20 protein-coding genes are annotated in these 18,562 nt (G+C 65.8%); 6 read left to right on the top strand and 14 right to left on the bottom strand.

Translation table 11 applies throughout. From position 1 onward, the window contains the following. The first annotated feature begins 123 nt into the window (after nucleotides 1-123). Nucleotides 124-2,385 (top strand): catalase/peroxidase HPI, encoded by a 2,262-nt coding sequence (gene katG / locus JMF82_RS12305; protein ID WP_201314861.1) that lies wholly within the window; start codon nucleotides 124-126, stop codon nucleotides 2,383-2,385. A gap of 90 nt (nucleotides 2,386-2,475) precedes the next feature. On the opposite strand, the gene JMF82_RS12300 is transcribed toward katG, so the two are convergent. The 6 genes from JMF82_RS12300 to htpX all read right to left on the bottom strand — a co-directional run bounded on the left by JMF82_RS12300 (nucleotide 2,476) and on the right by htpX (nucleotide 8,211). Beyond that, nucleotides 2,476-2,991: a response regulator gene (locus JMF82_RS12300; RefSeq protein WP_236585448.1), complete on the bottom strand. Its 516-nt coding sequence runs from the start codon at nucleotides 2,989-2,991 to the stop codon at nucleotides 2,476-2,478. A gap of 165 nt (nucleotides 2,992-3,156) precedes the next feature. Beyond that, a complete protein-coding gene (locus JMF82_RS12295; RefSeq protein ID WP_201314859.1) occupies nucleotides 3,157-3,555 on the bottom strand; it encodes an RNA-binding S4 domain-containing protein in 399 nt (132 codons plus the stop codon). Between the two features lie 359 nt (nucleotides 3,556-3,914). Beyond that, complete coding sequence (locus JMF82_RS12290) at nucleotides 3,915-4,274, bottom strand: DUF4440 domain-containing protein (RefSeq protein ID WP_201314858.1); 360 nt, start codon at nucleotides 4,272-4,274, stop codon at nucleotides 3,915-3,917. A 6-nt stretch (nucleotides 4,275-4,280) separates the two neighbouring features. Further along, nucleotides 4,281-5,183: an AEC family transporter gene (locus JMF82_RS12285; RefSeq protein ID WP_201314857.1), complete on the bottom strand. Its 903-nt coding sequence runs from the start codon at nucleotides 5,181-5,183 to the stop codon at nucleotides 4,281-4,283. A 150-nt stretch (nucleotides 5,184-5,333) separates the two neighbouring features. After that, a complete protein-coding gene (gene htpG, locus JMF82_RS12280) occupies nucleotides 5,334-7,205 on the bottom strand; it encodes a molecular chaperone HtpG (protein WP_201314856.1) in 1,872 nt (623 codons plus the stop codon). A 109-nt stretch (nucleotides 7,206-7,314) separates the two neighbouring features. Further along, complete coding sequence (gene htpX / locus JMF82_RS12275) at nucleotides 7,315-8,211, bottom strand: protease HtpX (RefSeq protein WP_201314855.1); 897 nt, start codon at nucleotides 8,209-8,211, stop codon at nucleotides 7,315-7,317. Between the two features lie 207 nt (nucleotides 8,212-8,418). On the opposite strand from htpX, the gene gluQRS reads away from it, so the two are divergent. Both gluQRS and phbB read left to right on the top strand, forming a co-directional pair. Further along, a complete protein-coding gene (gluQRS, locus tag JMF82_RS12270; protein WP_201314854.1) occupies nucleotides 8,419-9,279 on the top strand; it encodes a tRNA glutamyl-Q(34) synthetase GluQRS in 861 nt (286 codons plus the stop codon). 153 nt (nucleotides 9,280-9,432) lie between these two features. Next, the gene (gene phbB, locus JMF82_RS12265) at nucleotides 9,433-10,173 is read left to right on the top strand and encodes an acetoacetyl-CoA reductase (protein ID WP_201314853.1); all 741 of its coding nucleotides are present in this window, start codon (nucleotides 9,433-9,435) and stop codon (nucleotides 10,171-10,173) included. Between the two features lie 128 nt (nucleotides 10,174-10,301). Here the strand turns inward: phbB and JMF82_RS12260 are convergent, their stop codons facing one another. Then, nucleotides 10,302-11,117, bottom strand: a complete 816-nt coding sequence (locus tag JMF82_RS12260) for a tRNA threonylcarbamoyladenosine dehydratase (protein ID WP_201314885.1) — start codon at nucleotides 11,115-11,117, stop codon at nucleotides 10,302-10,304. 166 nt (nucleotides 11,118-11,283) lie between these two features. Here JMF82_RS12260 and JMF82_RS12255 point away from each other — a divergent pair, with 166 nt between their 5' ends. Beyond that, nucleotides 11,284-11,673, top strand: coding sequence for a cytochrome c (locus tag JMF82_RS12255; protein WP_201314852.1), 390 nt, complete (start codon nucleotides 11,284-11,286; stop codon nucleotides 11,671-11,673). Nucleotides 11,674-11,721: 48 nt separating this feature from the next. On the opposite strand, the gene JMF82_RS12250 is transcribed toward JMF82_RS12255, so the two are convergent. From JMF82_RS12250 to JMF82_RS12225, 6 genes are all read right to left on the bottom strand, one after another. After that, entirely contained in the window at nucleotides 11,722-12,024 is a 303-nt protein-coding gene (locus tag JMF82_RS12250) for a DUF962 domain-containing protein (RefSeq protein WP_201314884.1), read from the bottom strand. A 69-nt stretch (nucleotides 12,025-12,093) separates the two neighbouring features. Beyond that, nucleotides 12,094-12,966: a pirin family protein gene (locus JMF82_RS12245; RefSeq protein WP_201314851.1), complete on the bottom strand. Its 873-nt coding sequence runs from the start codon at nucleotides 12,964-12,966 to the stop codon at nucleotides 12,094-12,096. 14 nt (nucleotides 12,967-12,980) lie between these two features. Continuing rightward, nucleotides 12,981-14,039, bottom strand: a complete 1,059-nt coding sequence (locus JMF82_RS12240) for an NADH:flavin oxidoreductase/NADH oxidase (protein ID WP_201314850.1) — start codon at nucleotides 14,037-14,039, stop codon at nucleotides 12,981-12,983. 55 nt (nucleotides 14,040-14,094) lie between these two features. Beyond that, nucleotides 14,095-14,991, bottom strand: a complete 897-nt coding sequence (locus JMF82_RS12235) for an alpha/beta fold hydrolase (protein ID WP_201314849.1) — start codon at nucleotides 14,989-14,991, stop codon at nucleotides 14,095-14,097. A 120-nt stretch (nucleotides 14,992-15,111) separates the two neighbouring features. Beyond that, on the bottom strand, nucleotides 15,112-15,321 hold the full coding sequence (locus JMF82_RS12230) for a cold-shock protein (protein ID WP_038616299.1): 210 nt from the start codon (nucleotides 15,319-15,321) through the stop codon (nucleotides 15,112-15,114). 277 nt (nucleotides 15,322-15,598) lie between these two features. Next, a complete protein-coding gene (locus JMF82_RS12225) occupies nucleotides 15,599-15,808 on the bottom strand; it encodes a cold-shock protein (protein ID WP_038616297.1) in 210 nt (69 codons plus the stop codon). A 372-nt stretch (nucleotides 15,809-16,180) separates the two neighbouring features. On the opposite strand from JMF82_RS12225, the gene JMF82_RS12220 reads away from it, so the two are divergent. After that, nucleotides 16,181-16,681, top strand: coding sequence for a hypothetical protein (locus tag JMF82_RS12220; protein ID WP_236585444.1), 501 nt, complete (start codon nucleotides 16,181-16,183; stop codon nucleotides 16,679-16,681). Nucleotides 16,682-16,683: 2 nt separating this feature from the next. Here the strand turns inward: JMF82_RS12220 and JMF82_RS12215 are convergent, their stop codons facing one another. Continuing rightward, nucleotides 16,684-17,820 (bottom strand): crosslink repair DNA glycosylase YcaQ family protein, encoded by a 1,137-nt coding sequence (locus tag JMF82_RS12215; protein ID WP_236585443.1) that lies wholly within the window; start codon nucleotides 17,818-17,820, stop codon nucleotides 16,684-16,686. Between the two features lie 292 nt (nucleotides 17,821-18,112). On the opposite strand from JMF82_RS12215, the gene JMF82_RS12210 reads away from it, so the two are divergent. Next, the coding region (locus JMF82_RS12210) for a hypothetical protein (RefSeq protein ID WP_201314847.1) at nucleotides 18,113-18,562 on the top strand (450 nt) is incomplete at its 3' end.

Here is an 18,562-nt window from a genome sequence, read left to right as displayed (position 1 = left end):
GCGGCCGGGGACATCGCCAAGCCGGCACACCGGCCGGCGTGCCTGTACTCATACCCACTTTTCCGTGCCCGGGCTTCTCGCAGACCGGGTCGCTGGATCCCCGCGGCCAAAGGTAGATAACCCATGTCAGCCCAAATGAAGTGCCCGTTCCACAACACCGCCGGCACCGGCACCACCAACCGCGACTGGTGGCCCAACCAGCTCAACCTGAAGATCCTTTCCCAGCATTCGGAACGGACCGATCCGATGGGCGAGGATTTCGACTACCGCAAGGAGTTCAAGACCCTCGACCTGGCCGGCGTGAAGAAGGACCTGCACGCGCTGATGACCGATTCGCAGGAGTGGTGGCCCGCCGACTTCGGCCATTACGGCCCGCTCTTCATCCGCATGGCCTGGCACGCGGCGGGCACCTACCGCATCGGCGACGGGCGCGGCGGCGCCGGCAGCGGCCAGCAGCGCTTCGCGCCGCTCAACAGCTGGCCGGACAACGCCAACCTGGACAAGGCCCGTCGCCTGCTATGGCCGATCAAGCAGAAGTACGGCCGCAAGCTTTCCTGGGCCGACCTGCTGGTGCTGACCGGCAACGTCGCCCTGGAATCGATGGGCTTCAAGACGCTGGGCTTCGGCGGCGGCCGCCCCGACGTGTGGGAGCCCGACGAGGACGTTTACTGGGGCAATGAAAAGACCTGGCTGGGCGGCGATATCCGCTACGGCAAGGGCCCGGGTGGCCAGGACGAAGCCGTGCTGGTGGCGGAGAAGGAGCTGCATGGCAGCGAGACCAGCCGCACCGATCATGGCCGGCGCCTGGAGAATCCCCTGGCTGCGGTGCAGATGGGCCTGATCTACGTGAATCCCGAAGGGCCCGACGGCAACCCGGATCCGGCCGCGGCGGCGCACGACATCCGCGACACCTTCGGCCGCATGGCCATGGACGATGAGGAGACGGTCGCGCTCATCGCGGGCGGCCATACGTTCGGCAAGACGCATGGTGCGGGCCCGGCCACCCATGTGGGTCCCGAGCCGGAAGCCGCCGGCATCGAGGAGCAGGGCCTGGGCTGGCGCAGCACGTTCCGCAGCGGCAAGGGCGGCGACACGATCACCAGCGGACTGGAAGTGACCTGGTCGCAGACGCCGACGAAGTGGAGCAACTACTTCTTCGACAACCTGTTCGGCTTCGAATGGGAGCTGACCAGGAGCCCGGCCGGCGCGCACCAGTGGACGCCCAAGAACGGCGCTGGCGCAGGCAGCATTCCCGACGCGCACGATCCGTCCAGGAAGCACGCGCCGACCATGCTCACCACGGACCTCTCGCTGCGCGTCGATCCGGCCTACGAGAAGATCTCCCGCCGCTTCCACCAGCATCCGGAGCAGTTCGCCGACGCGTTTGCGCGAGCCTGGTTCAAGCTGACCCATCGCGACATGGGACCGCGTTCGCGCTACCTCGGTCCGGACGTACCCAAGGAAGACTTCATCTGGCAGGACCCCCTTCCCGCCGTCGACCACCCCCTGATCGACGACAAGGACATCGCGTCGCTCAAGTCGAAGATCCTCGCCTCGGGCGTGTCCATTCCCGAACTCGTTACCACCGCCTGGGCCGCGGCCTCCACCTTCCGCGGTTCCGACAAGCGCGGCGGCGCGAATGGCGCGCGCATCCGCCTCGCGCCACAGAAGGACTGGGCAGCCAACGAACCCCAGCAGCTGGCCAAGGTGCTGAAGGCGCTGGAAGGCGTACAGCGCGACTTCAACGGCGGCGCGGCGGGCGGCAAGAAGGTCTCGCTTGCCGATCTCATCGTGCTGGGCGGCAGCGCTGCCGTCGAGCAGGCTGCCAGGAACGCGGGCGTCACTGTCACCGTGCCGTTCTCGCCGGGCCGCACGGATGCGTCGCAGGAACAGACCGACGTGGAGTCGTTCGACGTGCTCGAGCCGCTGGCGGATGGTTTCCGCAACTTCCTCAAGGGCCGCTACAGCGTACCCGCCGAGAAGCTGCTGGTGAACAAGGCCCAGCTGCTCACGCTGACGGCGCCCGAAATGACCGTGCTGGTCGGCGGCATGCGCGTGCTCGACACCAATGCCGGCCACACCAGGCACGGCGTATTCACCACGCAACCGGGAACGCTCAGCAACGACTTCTTCGTGAACCTGCTCGACATGGGCACGGAATGGAAGCCGACCTCGGAAAGCGGCGAGTTGTTCGAAGGCCGTGACCGCAAGACGGGTGCGGCCCGCTGGACCGGCACGCGCGTCGACCTGATCTTCAGTTCGAACTCGCAATTGCGCGGGTTGGCCGAGGTCTACGGCAGCGCCGACGCCAGGCAGAAGTTCGTCCACGACTTCGTCGCGGCCTGGGCCAAGGTGATGGACCTCGACCGCTTCGACCTGGCCTGATCCATCCGGTATCGCGTCACGACAAAGGGCGGTCATCCTCCAGGGATGGCCGCCCTTTTCATGACCGGCACAAGGGGATGTCGGACATCGTCAGGCCGCGAGTTCCGGCACGCTGCCGTCGGGCCTTTCGCTGGTCGCGTTCGCCAGCATCGCGGGAATGGTCTCCACCGGCACCGACACCGGCAGGCTCACGACATTGGCGACATCGCGCAGGGGCAAGCGGCCCTGCTGTACCAGGCGATCGATGCTGCGCGCCACTTCGGCATGGCCGAACGGCTTGCTGATGAAGTCATCGGCGCCGAAGCGCTGCACGTAGAACTGCTCCGTCGCCTGCTGGTTGCCGCTGATCATCACGATCGGGATGTGCCGGGTGGCCGCGTCATGGCGCAGCGAACGCAGCACGGCAAAGCCGTTCATGCCGGGCAGCACGATGTCGAGGAAGATCATCGCCGGCGGTTCGGCACGCGCCATCTCCAGGGCGCTCTCGCCGTCCGCCGCGCGCACCACCTCGTAACCGTCGACTTCGAGCATGCGCCCGAGCACCGCGCGGATCGTCGGCGAATCGTCCACGACCAGTACCCGCGCGCCCAGCGTCGTCTTGCGCATCGCCTCCGGCGCCGGCTCCTGGGCCGCACCGCTCAGCCACCGCTTCAGAAAGGTCAAGCCGGTCATCGTCGTCCTCCCGCATCACGTCCAAGGGAGAGCCGTCTTTTCGCGGCTCTTGGAGCGTGATGCTCCCGCAGAACGCAGCCGCATTCTGCGATGGCCGACTCACATGGAATCCTTAAGCCGTCGCAATTCCCGACGTGCCTGCTTGTCCGGGCGACCGGGAGGAGCCATGGCACCCACCAGCTTGCGCTGGGCCTTCGCCTCCTCGCGCGCCTTCACGCTGGCTTCGCTTTCACGATAGAGCGCCTGCGCCGCCGGCGCCGGGCCACGTTTGTCCGACAGCGCCAGCACCTCGACCTCCAGCCGTTCCTCGCCCCGGCTGATGCGGAACACGTCGCCGACCTGCACCGCCTTGGCCGGCTTGCAGCTGGCATCGTTGAGGTCGATCTTGCCGCCGTCGATGGCCTGCTTGGCCAGGCTGCGGGTCTTGAAGAAACGCGCAGCCCAGAGCCAAACGTCGGCGCGTACCGGTGACGAAACGGGGAATGGAACGGATGACATGGCCCCATTGTCGCCCATCCAGGTCTCTCCGTATCCGTGGACCCGCTTTGGCGGGAGCGCACCCGGCGCGCGACAAGCCGACGGAGTGGCCATCACCACGCGCCGCGGTCGCCCACTGGGTGGGCTCCTACAAACAAGGCGATCAACGCAGCCGTTACGCCCCTCCCCCTGTAGGAGCGCACCCTGTGCGCGACAAGCCGACGAAGCGGCCATCACCACGCGCCGCGGTCGCCCACTGGGTGGGCTCCTACAAACAAGGCGATCAACGCAGCCGTTACGACCATCCCCCTGTAGGAGCGCACCCAGTGGGCGACAAGCCGACGAAGCGAAGCCCCCGCCTCGCCTCACAGCCAAAACCCCTACAAAAGCGCCGTCCCCTGATGAAACACCATCTGCCACCGCCCCTCGCGTAGCCGCCAGATCGAACTGCGCAGCGAATCGGCGGCGGGACGCGCAGCGGTGACGCCGCGATGTGCGCGATACGTCAACAACGCCACGTCATCCGCCAGCAACGTCAAGCGGAAATCGGTCGCCTCGCGCGGCGAGAACGTTTCGTCCTTCAACGCGTCGATCACCGCATCGCGCGTCCATACCGCGCCCGATACACCGAACTCGAAAAAATCCCCGGCGATCAGTTGCCGCAACCATTCCGCATTCGCCCGCACGTCCTGCCGGTGCAGTTGCGTCTCCAGGTCGATCAGGTGCGCAAGAAGATCCATGGCGCACTACCCGCCCAGCCAGAGATTGCCCAAGGGAATGGTGATCAACGACAGCACGATGCCCGCGCCAAGGATCGTATTGGCCAACGTCGGCTCCAACCGGTGTTCGTCCGCCAGGATGGCCGCCGAAATCATCGGCGCCATGGCGGCCTGCAACACGCCCACGGTGAGTGTCAGGCCACCCACGCCGGCCGCCAGGCCGAGCGCCAGCGAAGCAAGCGGGGCGAGCAGCAGCTTCCAGCCGAGCCCCAGCAAAAGCGGGAGCATCTGGCGTTCACCGAGGTGGAACGTGAACTGCAGGCCCACCGAAAACAGCGCCAGCGGCGTCAGCGTGGTGCCAATGGGCGCGAGCACGCCCTCGAGCATGTCGGGCCATCCGCCCAGGACGCCCGCGATGCCGCCGACAACCAGGGCGATGAATGCGGGAAACGTCAAAATGCGGCGTGCGATCACCGCCGGCTGCGGTGTCTTGCCCGAATACCATGCGGCGACGGCGACGCCCGCCGACGCGAGCAGCGGAAAGCAACCGAGCTGGTCCGCCACGACGGCCAGCGCGAGACCTTCCTTGCCATGCAACGCCTGCATCATGGGGTAACCCATGAACGACGTATTGCCCAGTCCGCATACCAGGGTGAGCGCGCCGATGCGCCCGCGCGACCAGTTCAACAGACGCCCCAACACGGCGAACAGCAGCCACGCGCCGAAGAACACGATCCACATCGCCGCCACGGGAAACCACAGCTGCGTATCCACCTTCACCTTCGGCACCAGGTCCAGCACCAGCGCCGGCAACGCGACCCGGAGCACCCACCAGTTGATGCCATGGACGGTGCCGCTGGGCGGCTTGGCATAGCGCGCAACCAGCGCGCCAAGCAGCAGGCAGGCGAATAGCAGGAGCAATGCGCTCATGGACTTCCCATGAAGAGAAACGGCCGCAGTATAGCGGCCGTTGGCGTGATGCCCTTTGCGGGACCAGCGAGGAAACCGGGTCGCCCAGTGCCCCGCACCGTCGTGCAATGACACCGGACTTCAGCATGGTGAGCCGCTGGTCGCTCCCTGTCACCCCACGATCAGACGATTCAAACGCTGCACGAACCCCGCCGGATCCGGCAGCTGCGCACCTGCGGCGATTTCGGCCTGGTCGAGCAGGAGGTTGGCGAGATCGCCGGCCTTGGCCGTGTCGCTCTCGCTTTCCAAGCGCTTGAGCAACGGATGCTGCGGATTGATCTCCAGCGTCGGCTTGCTTTCTGGCATCTCGTGGCCGGCCTCGCGCAGCAGGCGCGCGAGGTGCGGTGCCATTTCGAAATCGGACAGCGCCAGGCACGACGGCGAATCGGTGAGGCGTGCGGATACACGCACCTCGTTCACGCGATCGCCCAGCAGCTCCTTGAGCTTCTTGAGCAGCGGCTCGGCCGCCTTGCTGGCTTCTTCCTGCTGCTTCTTGCCGGCCTCGTCCAGCGGCAGTTCGCCCTTGGCGACGTTGCGCAGCTTCTTGCCGGCGTACTCGTTGAGGCTGCCCAGCATCCATTCGTCGACGCGGTCGAACATCAGCAGCACTTCGATGCCCTTGGCCTTGAAAGCCTCCAGCTGCGGGCTGCCCAGCGCGGCGGTATAGCTGTCCGCGGTGATGTACCAGATGGTGTCCTGGCCCACTGCCATGCGGCCGATATAGTCATCCAGTGACACTGTCTGCTTGGCGCCATCGCCCTTGGTCGACGCGAAGCGCAGCAACTTGGCGATGCGCTCGCGGTTGGCGGCATCCTCCACGATGCCTTCCTTCAGCGTATTGCCGAAGGACTTGTAGAACGTGGCGAACTTCTCCGGTTCGTCGCGCGCCAGCTTCTCGATGAGGTCGAGCACGCGCTTCACGCAGGCCGCGCGGATGCGCTCCAGCTGGCGGTTGTGCTGCAGGATCTCGCGGCTCACGTTGAGCGGCAGGTCGTCGGCATCCACCACGCCGCGCACGAAGCGCAGGTAGTTGGGCAGCAGCTCTTCCGCCGCGTCCATGATGAAGACGCGCTTGATGTAGAGCTTGAGGCCCTTGCGTTCGTCGCGCCCGCCCATCATCAGGTCGAACGGCGGCTGCTCGGGCAGATAGAGCAGCGTGGTGAAGCTCTGGCTGCCTTCCACGCGGTTGTGCGTCCAGGCGAGCGCATCGTTGAAGTCATGGCCGAGCGACTTGTAGAAGCTCTGGTAGTCCTCGTCGGAAATCTCGTTGCGCGGCTTGGCCCACAGCGCCGAGGCGTCGTTGACGGTTTCCCACTCGCCGGTCGGCTTGCCGTCCTGCTCCTTCGGCATGCGGATCGGGAAGGCGACATGGTCGGAATACTTGCGGATCAGCGAGCGCAGCTCCCAGCCCTTGAGGAACTCGTCCTCGTCGGCCTTCAGGTGCAGGATCACCGCGGTACCGCGCTCGGGCAGGTCGACCTGGGCCAGGCTGTATTCGCCCTTGCCGTCGCTCTCCCATTTCACGCCCTCGCCCGCCGGCTGGTCGGCACGACGGCTCAACACGGTGACGCGGTCGGCCACCACGAACGCGGAATAGAAGCCCACGCCGAACTGGCCGATCAGGCGCGCGTCGGTCTTCTGCTCGGCGCTCATCGCCTCGAGGAAGCGACGCGTGCCGGAACTGGCGATGGTGCCGATGTTGGCCACCACTTCATCGCGTGTCATGCCGATGCCGTTGTCGCGCACGGTCACGGTGCGGGCGTCGGCATCCCAGCTGACCTGGATCTGCAGTTCGCCGTCGCCCGACATCAGCTCGGGGTTGGCGAGCGATTCGAAGCGCAGCTTGTCGCAGGCGTCGGAAGCATTGGAGATGAGCTCGCGCAGGAAGATCTCCTTGTGCGAGTACAGCGAGTGCGTGACCAGGTGCAGCACCTGGGCGACTTCGGCTTCGAATTTGCGGGTCTCGGGCGTGGCGTTCGTCATACGGAAAGGCTCGTTCGAAAGTCAGTCAAAAGGACAAGGAGTCACAAACGAAGGGGCCGACAAGTCGGCCCCTCAGGCTACCCGCCTTCACGGGGAAGGCGGGTGAAGATCAGGCGTTGGCCGAACCCTGCAGTGCGGCGATGCGCTCTTCCAGCGGCGGGTGGCTCATGAACAGGCGCTTGAAGCCCGTGGCCAGGTGGCCGGAGATGCCGAACGCGGCAATGGTCTGCGGCAAGGTGCTTTCACCGTGCTGCACCTGCAGGCGCTGCAAGGCCGAGATCATCGCGCCACGACCCGCCAGCTTGGCGCCGGCGGCATCGGCGCGGAATTCACGCCAGCGCGAGAACGCCATCACGATCATCGAGGCGAACAGGCCGAACACCAGCTGCAGCACCATCACCGACACGAAATAGCCAATGCCGCCACCACCGTCACGGTCACGGCCGCCCGAGAGCCAACTGTCGACCAGGCGGCCGACCACGCGGGCCGCCACGATCACCAAAGTGTTCACCACGCCCTGGATCAGGGTCAGCGTCACCATGTCGCCGTTGGCGACATGGCCGATTTCGTGACCCAGCACGGCCGACACCTGCTCGCGATCCATCTGCTGCAGCAGGCCCGTGCTCACCGCCACCAGCGAGCTGTTCCTGGTCATGCCGGTGGCGAAGGCGTTCATTTCGGGTGCGTCGTAGATCGCCACCTCGGGCATGCCGATGCCGGCGTTCTGTGCGTGGCGACGCACGGTTTCCACCAGCCAGCGCTCGGCCTCGTTCTGCGGCTGCTCGATCACGCGGGCGCCGGTGGACATCTTGGCCATCCACTTGGACATGGCCAGCGATATGAAGGCGCCGCCCATGCCGAATACGGCGGCGTAGATCAGCAGGCCGCCCATGCCGCCGTAACCACGGGCGGCGGCCCACTGGTCGACGCCAAACACGTGGCAGACGATGCTCAGCAGGAACAGGACGGCGATATTGGTAAGCAGGAACAGTGCGATGCGACGCATGGCTGTCTCTTTGGCAGTCATGAAGGAACACAGACGGCTCTCGCCGTCACCCAAGGATCGTGGCGAAATCTTGCGGTTTCAAGGCCTCTTTCTCCTGCAGGAGCGCACCCAGTGCGCGAAAAGCCCACGGAGCGGGTGCGCCGTGGCTTTGCGGTCGCGCACTGGGTGCGCTCCTACAAGGGAAAGCTTCCTCCGTACAATGACGGAATGACCTACCGCGGACGTTTCGCTCCTTCTCCGACCGGCCATTTGCATTTCGGTTCACTCGTCGCCGCGGTGGGCAGCTGGCTGTGCGCGCGCCATGCAGGCGGAGAATGGCTGCTGCGGGTGGAGGACATCGACCCGCCCCGCGAAATGCCGGGCTCCGCGGAGAGCATCCTCGCGGCCCTGCCCGCCTTCGGCCTGGCGGCCGATGGTCCCGTCGTGTTCCAGTCCAACCGGCAGGCGGCGTACGACGCGGCGTTCGAGCAGCTGAAGGCGGCGGACCTGGTATTTCCGTGCTGGTGCAGCCGGAACGACCTCGCCGGCGGCCTTCACCTGGACGGACGCTGTCTGGCCGCCCCCGGCGCGGGCCGGGAGCCGGCCTGGCGCCTGCGCGTCCCGGACATCGAGATCGGCTTCGACGATGGCCTGCAGGGCCCGCAGATGCAGAACCTGCGCGACACGGCTGGCGATTTCGTGATCCGGCGCGTGGAGGGCTATTACGCCTACCAGCTCGCCTGCGTGGTGGACGACGCCTTCCAGGGCATCACCGAGGTGGTGCGTGGCAACGACCTGCTCGACTCCACGCCGCGCCAGATCTTCCTGCAGCGCTGCCTGGGCCTGCCGACACCTCGCTACCTGCACCTGCCACTGGCGCTGGACGGCAGCGGCCGCAAGCTCTCCAAGTCGGAACAGGCCCATCCGGTCGACCCCACCGACCCGTTGCCGGCGCTGCGACGGACGCTGGCGTTTCTCGACCTGCCCATCGCCCCCGCGGCCGGTCATCCGGCTGCCCTGCTCGCCCATGCGCTCGAACGGTTCGAGCCCGCGGGCTTGCCGCACTGCAGCGAACGGATGGCCGCCTAAACGCCGACCCGCCGGCAGTGATCGAACTCACCTCGCGTTACGGTGGAATTTGCGTATCCTCCGTAGACGTTTTGCCATGTGGCGCGGTTACACATGGCTTCGCCCCTCGACGCATGGGCGGATGGGTACTCGATCATCATTTGGAGAACAGGCATGACGCAGCGCACGGCATTGGTCACTGGCGGCACGGGCGGAATCGGCACGGCGATCATCCGGTATCTCGCCCGGCAGGGGCATCGGGTTGCCACCAATTATCGCGACCAGGCCAAGGCGGAAGCGATGAAGGACATGATGGCGAAGGAAGGCATCGAGGTGATGCTGGTGCCGGGCGACGTGAAAGACCCCGACTCCTGCGAGGCCATGGTGCGCATCATCGAAGGCGCCATGGGTCCGGTGGAGATCCTGGTCAACAACGCCGGCATCACGCGCGACACCACCTTCCACAAGATGACCTATCCGCAGTGGATGGAAGTGGTGAACACCAACCTCAACGCGTGCTTCAACGTGACGCGCCCGGTGATCGAGGGCATGCGCCAGCACAAGTGGGGCCGCATCGTGCAGATCAGTTCGATCAACGGCCAGAAGGGCCAGTACGGCCAGGCCAACTACGCCGCGGCCAAGGCCGGCATGCATGGCTTCACCATTTCGCTGGCGCAGGAAAACGCCAGGTTCGGCATCACCGTGAACACCGTATCGCCCGGCTATGTGGGCACCGACATGGTGATGGCCGTGCCCGAGGAAGTGCGCGAGAAGATCATTGCGCAGATCCCGGTGGGACGCCTCGGCAAGCCAGAGGAAATCGCGCATGCCGTGGCCTTCCTCACCGGCGAGGAGGCGGCGTGGATCACCGGCGCCAACCTGTCGATCAACGGCGGCCACTACATGGGGTGGTAAGGCCGGCCGCAGGAGCGGCCTGTGAAAGGAGAAGCCGGCGGCTGCGCCGCCTGTAAATGGAAAAGCAAGCGCCACGGCGCCGCGTGTCATCAACCATTGACAGGCCGCTTGGCGGCCGGCTTCGCCATTTACTGCTCGCCCAGCGAGCGACTCAACAGCTTCTCCATCACCTTCCCCACCGCCGCAAACGCGAACGCCCCGGTGACGTGCGTGGCCGCGCCCAGGCCGCCGCCGCAGGCGAGATTCAGCGCCTCGGTGCCGTTGGCCACCGGCGGGCGCGTGCCGCACACCGTGCCGTCGGGCTGCGGGTACTGGACGTTCTGCAGCGAATAGACGGCCGACACGCCGAAATAGCGATCAGGGTTCTTCGGGAAATTGAAATCCTGGCGGAGCTTCTTGCGGATCAGGCTGAACATCGCGTCGTGCTCGGTGCGCGACAGGTCGCGCACGCGGATCTGCGTGGGGTCGGTGCGACCGCCTGCCGAACCCACCGTCACCATCGGCAGCTTGCGCCGGCGGCACCAGGCGATGGCCTCCAGCTTTACGCGGAACGCATCGCAGGCGTCCAGCACCACGTCGTAACCGCGGTCGAGCAGCTCGTCCAGCGTGGAGGTGGTGAGGAATCGCTCGATGGCATCGATCTTGATCGCAGGATTGATCGCGCGCAGGCGCTTTTCGATCACGCCGACCTTGGACTTGCCGTACTCGCCGTCCAGCGCATGCAGCTGCCGGTTGGTGTTGGAGACGCAGATCTCGTCGGCGTCGATCAGGGTGAGATGCCCCACGCCACTGCGCGCCAGCGCCTCGGCCGCCCACGAGCCCACCCCACCGATGCCGATCACGCACACATGTGCCTGGGCCAGCGCGTCGATGCTGCCCACGCCGTACAGGCGCTCGACGCCAGCGAAACGCTCACGAGGAAACGCTGTTTCGCCCACCGGCATGGTGTCAGGGGACTGTCGCGCGGCGGCCACGCCGGCCGCGCCATCTGAATGCTTCACTGGAACCTACCAACCTTTTGAAGACAGTACATTTTAGCGAGAGGTGAGCCACCGTGCAGGCGGCCGGCTATGCTTGCGGTCTTTGTGCCTTTCCACGGAAATCCCACGCATGCGCGCCGCCCTCCTGATCGTGCTTGGCCTGTTCATCGGCATCATCGGCACCGTGTTCGCCCTGAACGCACTCCGCCAGCACCAGCCGATGTCCCATTCGGTGATGTCGCTGATGGATCACCATGCCGGCGAACTGCGCGCGGCCCTCAAGGTCCAGCACTGCGAAGCGGCGCCGGTGCGCCAGCACCTGACGCGCCTGCTGCAGACCCAGGCCGATATCGGCGAGGCGTTTCCGGGCGTCGACCAGCCCTTCCTGGATGAGGCCACCAAGCTGCGTGACAAGACCCAGGCCGCCCTGGATGCCGCGCCTGCCGACTGCAAGGCGCTGGCCGCGGTGATCAAGCCGATTGCCGAGACCTGCCAGTCCTGTCATCAGCAATACCGCTGAAGGCGACACCCCTCCTGCTGGGAACATATGCCACCGGGCAGTGGTTCGTCAGAGCTTGATCTTGCCCCGCAGCATCTGCCAATACATCACCCAATCACCCATCAGGCTGTAGAGCGGATGGGTGAAGGTGGCGGGCCGGTTCTTCTCGAACACGAAATGCCCGATCCAGGCGAAGCCGTAACCCGCCACCGGCGCGGCCAGCAGCCACCACGCATTGCCCGTCGCCACCGCGGTCACGATCACCGCCAACACCAGCGTGCTGCCGATGAAATGCATGCGGCGGCATTGGCGGTCGCTGTGCTCGTTCAGATAGAACGGGTAGAAGTCGCGGAAGCTGGCATAACCGGACATACGGTCACCCTTGGCGTGATGGCGCCAGCGTAAACCGGCGCGTGCGGTCATGCATGCGCATGCGCAGCATCAGGTCGGCAGCGGGATGTACTCCGCCTCATCGCCAATCACCTTGCCCATGCGTTGCGCGGCCCAGTCGGCCTTGGCCTGCTCGATGCGCTCGCGGCTGCTGGCGACGAAGTTCCACCACAGGTGGCGCTCGCCATCCAGCGGCGCGCCGCCGAACAACATCACGCGGCTGGCAGTGCGGGCGCGCAGTGGCGGCGAGTCGGGGCCCGCCTGCACGGCCGCTTGCATCGGCTTGACCGTCACGCCATCCCACTCCACCTCACCGTCCACCACGCATACGCCACGCTCCACGTGGTCTTCGGGCCACGGCAGCTCGGCACCGGCTTCCAGCGTCGCCTCGATGAAGAACATCGGCGCGAACACCTTCACCGGGGACTGCTGGCCATAGCCCGTACCGGCGATCAGCACCAGCCTGGCGCCGGCCATGTCGATGCGCGGCAGCTCGTCGGCCTCATGGTGATGGAATTCCGGATCGACTTCCGCATCCTTCTGCGGCAAGGCCACCCACACCTGGATGCCGTGGGCGCGCTGGCCGCCGCCGCGCGCTTCAGGCGGCGTGCGTTCGGAATGCACGATGCCGCGGCCGGCCGTCATCCAGTTCACTTCGCCCGGGCGGATGTCGGCGATGCTGCCCAGGCTGTCGCGATGGCGGATCACGCCTTCGAACAACCATGTCACGGTGGCCAGCCCGATGTGCGGATGCGGGCGTACGTCCATGCCCTTGTCTTGGAGAAAGGTCACCGGCCCCATGTAATCGAAGAACACGAACGGACCCACGTGGCGTGCCTGCAGCACCGGCAACAGCCGTCGTACGTTGAAGCCATCGCCCAGGTCGTGTACGCGACCATCGATCAAAGTCGGCTGCTGTTCCATATCGGTTCCTTTGGTTACCACGCCCGCTGATATTGCACCGGTGCCGTGATCGGCACGCCCAGCTCCTGCGCCGCGCGGCGCGGGAAATAGGGATCGCGCAGGCTCTCGCGCGCGATCAGCACCACGTCGGCGGCGCCTTCGTCGATGATGCGCGCGGCATGTGTGGATTCGGTGATGAGGCCCACGGCGCCCGTCGCGATGCCCGCATCATGACGGATGCGCGAAGCGAATGGCACCTGGTAGCCGGGGGACACGGGAATCTTCGCATGGGGAACCAGGCCACCGCTGGAGGTATCGACGAGATCGACGCCGAGCGACTTGATGTCACGCGCGAGTTGCACGCTCTGCTCGATATCCCAGCCACCCTCGGTCCAGTCGGTGGCCGAAACGCGCAGCCACAGCGGGAGGTGCTCGGGCCATACCTCGCGCACGGCCTTGATCACTTCGCGCACGAGGCGCGTGCGATTCTCGAAGCTGCCGCCGTACTCGTCGGTGCGATGGTTGCTGAGCGGCGAAATGAACTGGTGCAGCAGATAGCCATGGGCGGCATGCAGCTCGATGAGCTGGAAGCCTGCCTCGAGCGCGCGTACCGCGGCCGCGCGGAAGTCCGCGATCACCTTGGCGATCCCGGCGGCATCCAGCGCCTGCGGCACGTGCCAGTGCGCGTCGAACGGTATCGCCGAGGGCGCCACGGTCTGCCACGCACCGGCGTCCGCCGCCAGCGGGTGACCGCCTTGCCACGGCGGCAACACACTGGCCTTGCGGCCGGCATGCGCCAGCTGCACGCCGGCCACCGCGCCCTGCGAGGTCACGAAGCGCGTGATCGGTTGCCAGGCAGCCAGCTGCTCGTCGTTCCACAGTCCGACATCGCCGGCGGAAATGCGGCCCTCCGCGGATACGGCCGTCGCTTCCACGATCACCGCACCCGCCCCGCCCACGGCGCGGCTGCCGAGATGGACCAGATGCCAGTCGCTGGGCACGCCGTCGGTCGCCGAGTATTGGCACATGGGCGCGATCACCAGGCGATTGCGCAAGGAAAGGCTGCGTTGGGCAAAAGGAGTGAAGAGATTCATCGAACCGGGTCCGGGGCAAAGATGCCGTTCCACATGCCGCCGATGTGTACGCGCTTCAAGGGCACGGCGCGGATGACAGGCCCGATTGCCAGGCGACGATGCGATCGGCCACGGGTTGCGGCGCCTTCATCCAGCCGAAATGATCGGCCGGCCGGCCATCCATGTCGCCGGAAACGATGAGCTGCCGTTCGACAAGGGCATGCGGCATCTTCCCCAGCAACCATGACAGCGACGCCTCCGGACCTAGCCAGTCCTCGGCAAACCGCAGCGCCAGCAAGGGCATCGCCAAGCGGCGGAGACCCTGCTCGAGGTCGTCGGGCATGCCCTTGGCCGCATAACGGCCGGTGCGCCCGCTGCGCGCCCAGTCGTCGATCACGCCGCGGGCTTCGTTGCCGCCGAAACCGATCTTCTTGCCGGGGAGGTGACCGACCGCTCGCGCAAGCCATGGTGCCGCGGCATACGCCAGGCGGATCCATTGGCCGTGACGATATTGCCGCCAGTACGGCGAGCCGCTGGCCACCACGAGCAGCCCGACCGCGGCATGCGGATGCATGCCGGCGTAGAGCGACGCCAGCTGCCCGCCGAGACTGTGTCCGCCGAGCAGGAATTCCTTGCGAGGCAATCGCTCGCGGACGGCGGCGAAGCCCGCCGGCAGGTCGTCCTGCAACAGTTCGCGATAACCCCAATTTTCATGGCGCCCTGCACGGCGGCTGCTGGAACCGTTGCCACGCCATTCGTGGATGGCCATCGCCACGCCGGCCTGCGCCAATGCTTGCGCCAATGGCAGGTATTGCCTGGCCGATACGCCCAGGGCCGGCAGCCAATACAACACGCGGCGCGGGGAACCCACGGGCAATTGCAGCAGCACGTCTGCCTGCGCGCCGTCAGCGGCGCGCGCCGGCAAGGCCTCGCAGGCCGGCAGCATGGGAACCGAAGGCAGAAACACGGACATGGCGATTTGCCGCTGGAGCGAAACGACGCAGGCTAGCGAATCCAATTCGCGGGAAAAAGACCGCGAAATAAAAAAGGCCGGCTTGCGCCGGCCTTTTTTATAAACAAGAGGTCAATTGAATCAGGCAGGCGCGACTTCGTCGGCCTGCAGGCCCTTCTGGCCCTGCACGACCTTGAAGCTCACCTTCTGTCCCTCTTTGAGGCTACGGAAACCCGTGCCGCTGATTGCCCTGAAATGCACGAAGACGTCGGGTCCGCTTTCACGACTGATAAAGCCAAACCCTTTGGCGTCGTTGAACCATTTGACTGTGCCAACTTCACGATCCGACATGACTCACTCCGATCTGCTCGACGCTGAGACAAGTCAGCCTCCCCTTTGGCCGACGGCTTACTGGGCATGCAGGGATCGGGTGAAGCGATGTGGACCCGAGTGGGTCGCGCACCGGGCATGCACGTGACCGAGCAACCACAGTGAATCCAGCATAACGGATTTCTTTAATGCAAGTGAATGGCCTTTGCCATTTTCACATTTCAACGACATTTGCACAGAAAATAAAAAAGCCAGGCATTGCTGCCTGGCTTTTCTTTTGCGTTATGAATAACGCTTTTTACTGCGGGATCACTTCGTCAGCCTGCAGGCCCTTCTGGCCCTGCACGACCTTGAAGCTGACCTTCTGGCCTTCCTGCAGGCTCTTGAAGCCGTTGCCCTGGATCGCGCGGAAATGCACGAAGACATCCGGGCCGTTGTCACGGCTGATGAAGCCGAAACCCTTGGCATCGTTGAACCACTTGACGGTACCGATCTGACGATCAGACATGTAAATCACTCCATAGGATAGAAAAGACTCAACCTGCGCAACGTGCGCAGGCCGACTTACTGGTATGCAAGGAAACCCTAGGGGTGATGCGATGAGGCTAGATCGAGATCAGGCGGCATCGGGTCACAAAACTCTGGTGACCCCGGCAGACACAGTCCGTGCATCATAGCGGTTCGATCGCCACAAGGCGAATAGGCCTTTTTCCCAAACTGAATGAATGCCGCATAACAGCGCGACAATGCGGATTCATTTTCACGCCGCCTTCTCATTTCATCCGGTCTTTACCGCGTAGGACGAGTATGAAAGTCTCTGCGCTCGCACCGGCCCCTGAGACTGACGAGCGTCCGGCCGGCCATTAGAAGGAGAAGCTCGATGATGTCCCGTCGTACCCGTCTTGCGCTGTTTTCGCTGATTGCCGGTGGTGTCGCGCTGGCCGGCTGCAGCAGCCAGCCCACCGCCACCACCACGACGACCACCTCATCGACCACCGGCAGATCACACGCGGGCACGTCCACGCCGGCATCGCCCCGCTCGGGCGCCGCCACGGCGCCGCGCTCCAAGGCCGCTGCCGCTGCCGGGGCGCCCGCCACCAGCCAGGCCGGCAATACCGGCATTCCGGCCTGCGATGACTACCTGGCCAGCTATGTCGCCTGCCATCGCACGGCAGCGATCTACCCGCCGGACCAGATCGAAGGGCATTACGAGGCCATGCGCGACAGCCTGATGCGCGATTCGCAGGATCCGAACATCCGCCCGCAGCTGGGTGGGCGCTGCACCGCGCTGGCCCAGACGCTGCGCCAGGCATTGCATGGCCGATCGTGCGGCCCGGCCAACCCGACGCCCCCCGCCTCCACCTCCGGCACGAGCCGATAGCTTCAGCGCTCGCGCCACAACGCGCGCAGCGCGCTCGCGATGCTGCCCGGGCGCGTGCGGCCCAATCGCACCTTGGGCGTGCCATGCCAGCGTGCCGTCGTGGCGATCGCCCCGGCCACGTCCGCGAGCAGGCTGTCGCTCGGCGTCACATCCGGCTCGAGGAAGAGTGCCTTGACCTCGAACACGCCCTCCGCGCGATGCGCCTTGGCATCCAGTCGTCCGACCAGGCGCCCGCGATGCAGGATGGGCAGCACGTAGTAGCCATAGCGCCGCTTCGGTGCCGGCACATAGCACTCGATGGTGTACTCGAAGCCGAACAGTGCCTGCGCGCGCGCGCGATCCCATACGACGGGATCGAACGGCGAGAGCAAGGTCGTATACGTGCCGCGCAGCTTTCCTTCGACCGCTTGCGCGAGCAGTTCCGCGTGATCGGGATGCACGTAGGCCGGCACGCTCCAGTCGGCCACGTCCACCGGCAACAACTGCCCCGCCTCGACCAGCGGCGCGAGTTCGCGGTCGGTCACGGCGGGTTTCAAGCGGTAGTAGTCGGCGATCCAGCGCGCCTGCGTCACGCCCAGCGCGCGTACGCTGTCGAGGATGAAACGCTGCCGCAGCGACGCATGGTCCATCTGCATCAGCGCTTCGTCCATGGGCGGATCAAGCTTGGCGAGCACGCGCTCGGCAAGGTCGTACACGCGCTGGAAGCGCTCGCGCCGCGTGACCATCAGCTCGCCCAACGCAAACCACGCTTCCAGCCAGCGCTTCTCCGGCTTCCACGACCACCAGCCACCCGCGCCACGCTGTTCGCTTTCGAAATCGGAAGCGCGTGCCGCGCCGCCCTCCCGAATGCGCGCGAGCAGCGTGTCCATCCCTTCGCGATGCTCGCGATGCATGCGCGCGGCGTGCTTGTACGCCCAATGCATCGAACGTTGCATGCGCCACGCCTGGTGCAAAGGCAGGTCGGACGACGGCACGAAGCACGCCTCGTGCGCCCAGCACTCTGCAATGCGCCCCGACTCCAACGCTTCGTCGAGCCATTGCGGGTCGTAATCACCCAACCGCGAATGCAGCACCATGTACGGACTGCGGGCAATCACGTGGATGCTGTCGATCTGCAGCAGGCGCATGCGCGCGATCATGGCGACGACATCCGCCGGCCGTGCTTTCACGCGTGGCTTGCGCAACAGGCCTTGCGCGGCCAGGTGAAGTCGCTGTGCCTGCGCGAGCGCTAAGCGGGCGTGGGGGCTGTATGAAGGAACCGACAACGGTAACGATGACTTCACGCGTTCGCGATGCCTGTATTGAGGCGGCATTTATCGGGCCTTTGATAGCGTGGTGACCAGCGAGGAGGAGCTCGCAGCGCGATATCGCCACGTTCGCCGCCCCGCACATCCGTCCACTAGCCACGCATTCTGGCATGGAGTAACGACGATGAAATCACGCAAACCCCTTCTTGCGCTTCTGGCCGCCGGTTCGATGACGTTGGCTGGTTCGCTGCTCGCCCAGGACCAGGGCATGCAGACAGCGCCACCGCCTCCGCCGCCGGCACCCACGGCACCGATGCCGGCCACGCCACCACCGCCTCCGCCGTCCGCGCCTGCTGCACCGACGCCGGCGCCCAGGCCCACCATGCCTGCCACCAGCGCAACGCCATCGGCGCCGGCCGCGACCGTGCCGGCTGCGACGCCCACGCCGCCGCCACCGGCCGGCACGCAGGCAAACGTCAACAGCCCTCAAGGCCAGGTGACCATCAACTCCAGCGTGCCGCCGGTCAATGCAGGCCCGGCACCGAGCTTCGAGCAACTCTCGGGCGGCACGCGTTTCATCACGGAAGACCAGGCTTCGGCCTATCCGCTGCTGGCCAATGATTTCCTGTATGTC

Origin of the sequence: Dyella sp. EPa41 (assembly GCF_016586165.1) — a bacterium.
Taxonomy (GTDB): domain Bacteria; phylum Pseudomonadota; class Gammaproteobacteria; order Xanthomonadales; family Rhodanobacteraceae; genus Dyella.
The sequence above is the reverse complement of the archived record's forward strand: the minus strand, read 5'-3'. Positions and strand labels throughout refer to the sequence as shown.

Excerpts from the sequence above, each read along its gene's own strand:
- JMF82_RS12235 (WP_201314849.1), bottom strand. The coding sequence starts at position 14,991 with ATGTCCGTGTTTCTGCCTTCGGTTCCCATGCTGCCGGCCTGCGAGGCC.
- JMF82_RS12285 (WP_201314857.1), bottom strand. The coding sequence starts at position 5,183 with ATGAGCGCATTGCTCCTGCTATTCGCCTGCCTGCTGCTTGGCGCGCTG.
- JMF82_RS12255 (WP_201314852.1), top strand. The coding sequence starts at position 11,284 with ATGCGCGCCGCCCTCCTGATCGTGCTTGGCCTGTTCATCGGCATCATC.
- JMF82_RS12295 (WP_201314859.1), bottom strand. The coding sequence starts at position 3,555 with ATGTCATCCGTTCCATTCCCCGTTTCGTCACCGGTACGCGCCGACGTT.
- htpX (WP_201314855.1), bottom strand. The coding sequence starts at position 8,211 with ATGCGTCGCATCGCACTGTTCCTGCTTACCAATATCGCCGTCCTGTTC.
- JMF82_RS12230 (WP_038616299.1), bottom strand. The coding sequence starts at position 15,321 with ATGTCGGATCGTGAAGTTGGCACAGTCAAATGGTTCAACGACGCCAAA.
- JMF82_RS12215 (WP_236585443.1), bottom strand. The coding sequence starts at position 17,820 with ATGATCGCGCGCATGCGCCTGCTGCAGATCGACAGCATCCACGTGATT.
- JMF82_RS12240 (WP_201314850.1), bottom strand. The coding sequence starts at position 14,039 with ATGAATCTCTTCACTCCTTTTGCCCAACGCAGCCTTTCCTTGCGCAAT.
- JMF82_RS12220 (WP_236585444.1), top strand. The coding sequence starts at position 16,181 with ATGATGTCCCGTCGTACCCGTCTTGCGCTGTTTTCGCTGATTGCCGGT.
- JMF82_RS12290 (WP_201314858.1), bottom strand. The coding sequence starts at position 4,274 with ATGGATCTTCTTGCGCACCTGATCGACCTGGAGACGCAACTGCACCGG.
- JMF82_RS12245 (WP_201314851.1), bottom strand. The coding sequence starts at position 12,966 with ATGGAACAGCAGCCGACTTTGATCGATGGTCGCGTACACGACCTGGGC.
- gluQRS (WP_201314854.1), top strand. The coding sequence starts at position 8,419 with ATGACCTACCGCGGACGTTTCGCTCCTTCTCCGACCGGCCATTTGCAT.
- JMF82_RS12225 (WP_038616297.1), bottom strand. The coding sequence starts at position 15,808 with ATGTCTGATCGTCAGATCGGTACCGTCAAGTGGTTCAACGATGCCAAG.
- katG (WP_201314861.1), top strand. The coding sequence starts at position 124 with ATGTCAGCCCAAATGAAGTGCCCGTTCCACAACACCGCCGGCACCGGC.
- JMF82_RS12250 (WP_201314884.1), bottom strand. The coding sequence starts at position 12,024 with ATGTCCGGTTATGCCAGCTTCCGCGACTTCTACCCGTTCTATCTGAAC.
- htpG (WP_201314856.1), bottom strand. The coding sequence starts at position 7,205 with ATGACGAACGCCACGCCCGAGACCCGCAAATTCGAAGCCGAAGTCGCC.
- JMF82_RS12260 (WP_201314885.1), bottom strand. The coding sequence starts at position 11,117 with ATGCCGGTGGGCGAAACAGCGTTTCCTCGTGAGCGTTTCGCTGGCGTC.
- phbB (WP_201314853.1), top strand. The coding sequence starts at position 9,433 with ATGACGCAGCGCACGGCATTGGTCACTGGCGGCACGGGCGGAATCGGC.
- JMF82_RS12300 (WP_236585448.1), bottom strand. The coding sequence starts at position 2,991 with ATGCGCAAGACGACGCTGGGCGCGCGGGTACTGGTCGTGGACGATTCG.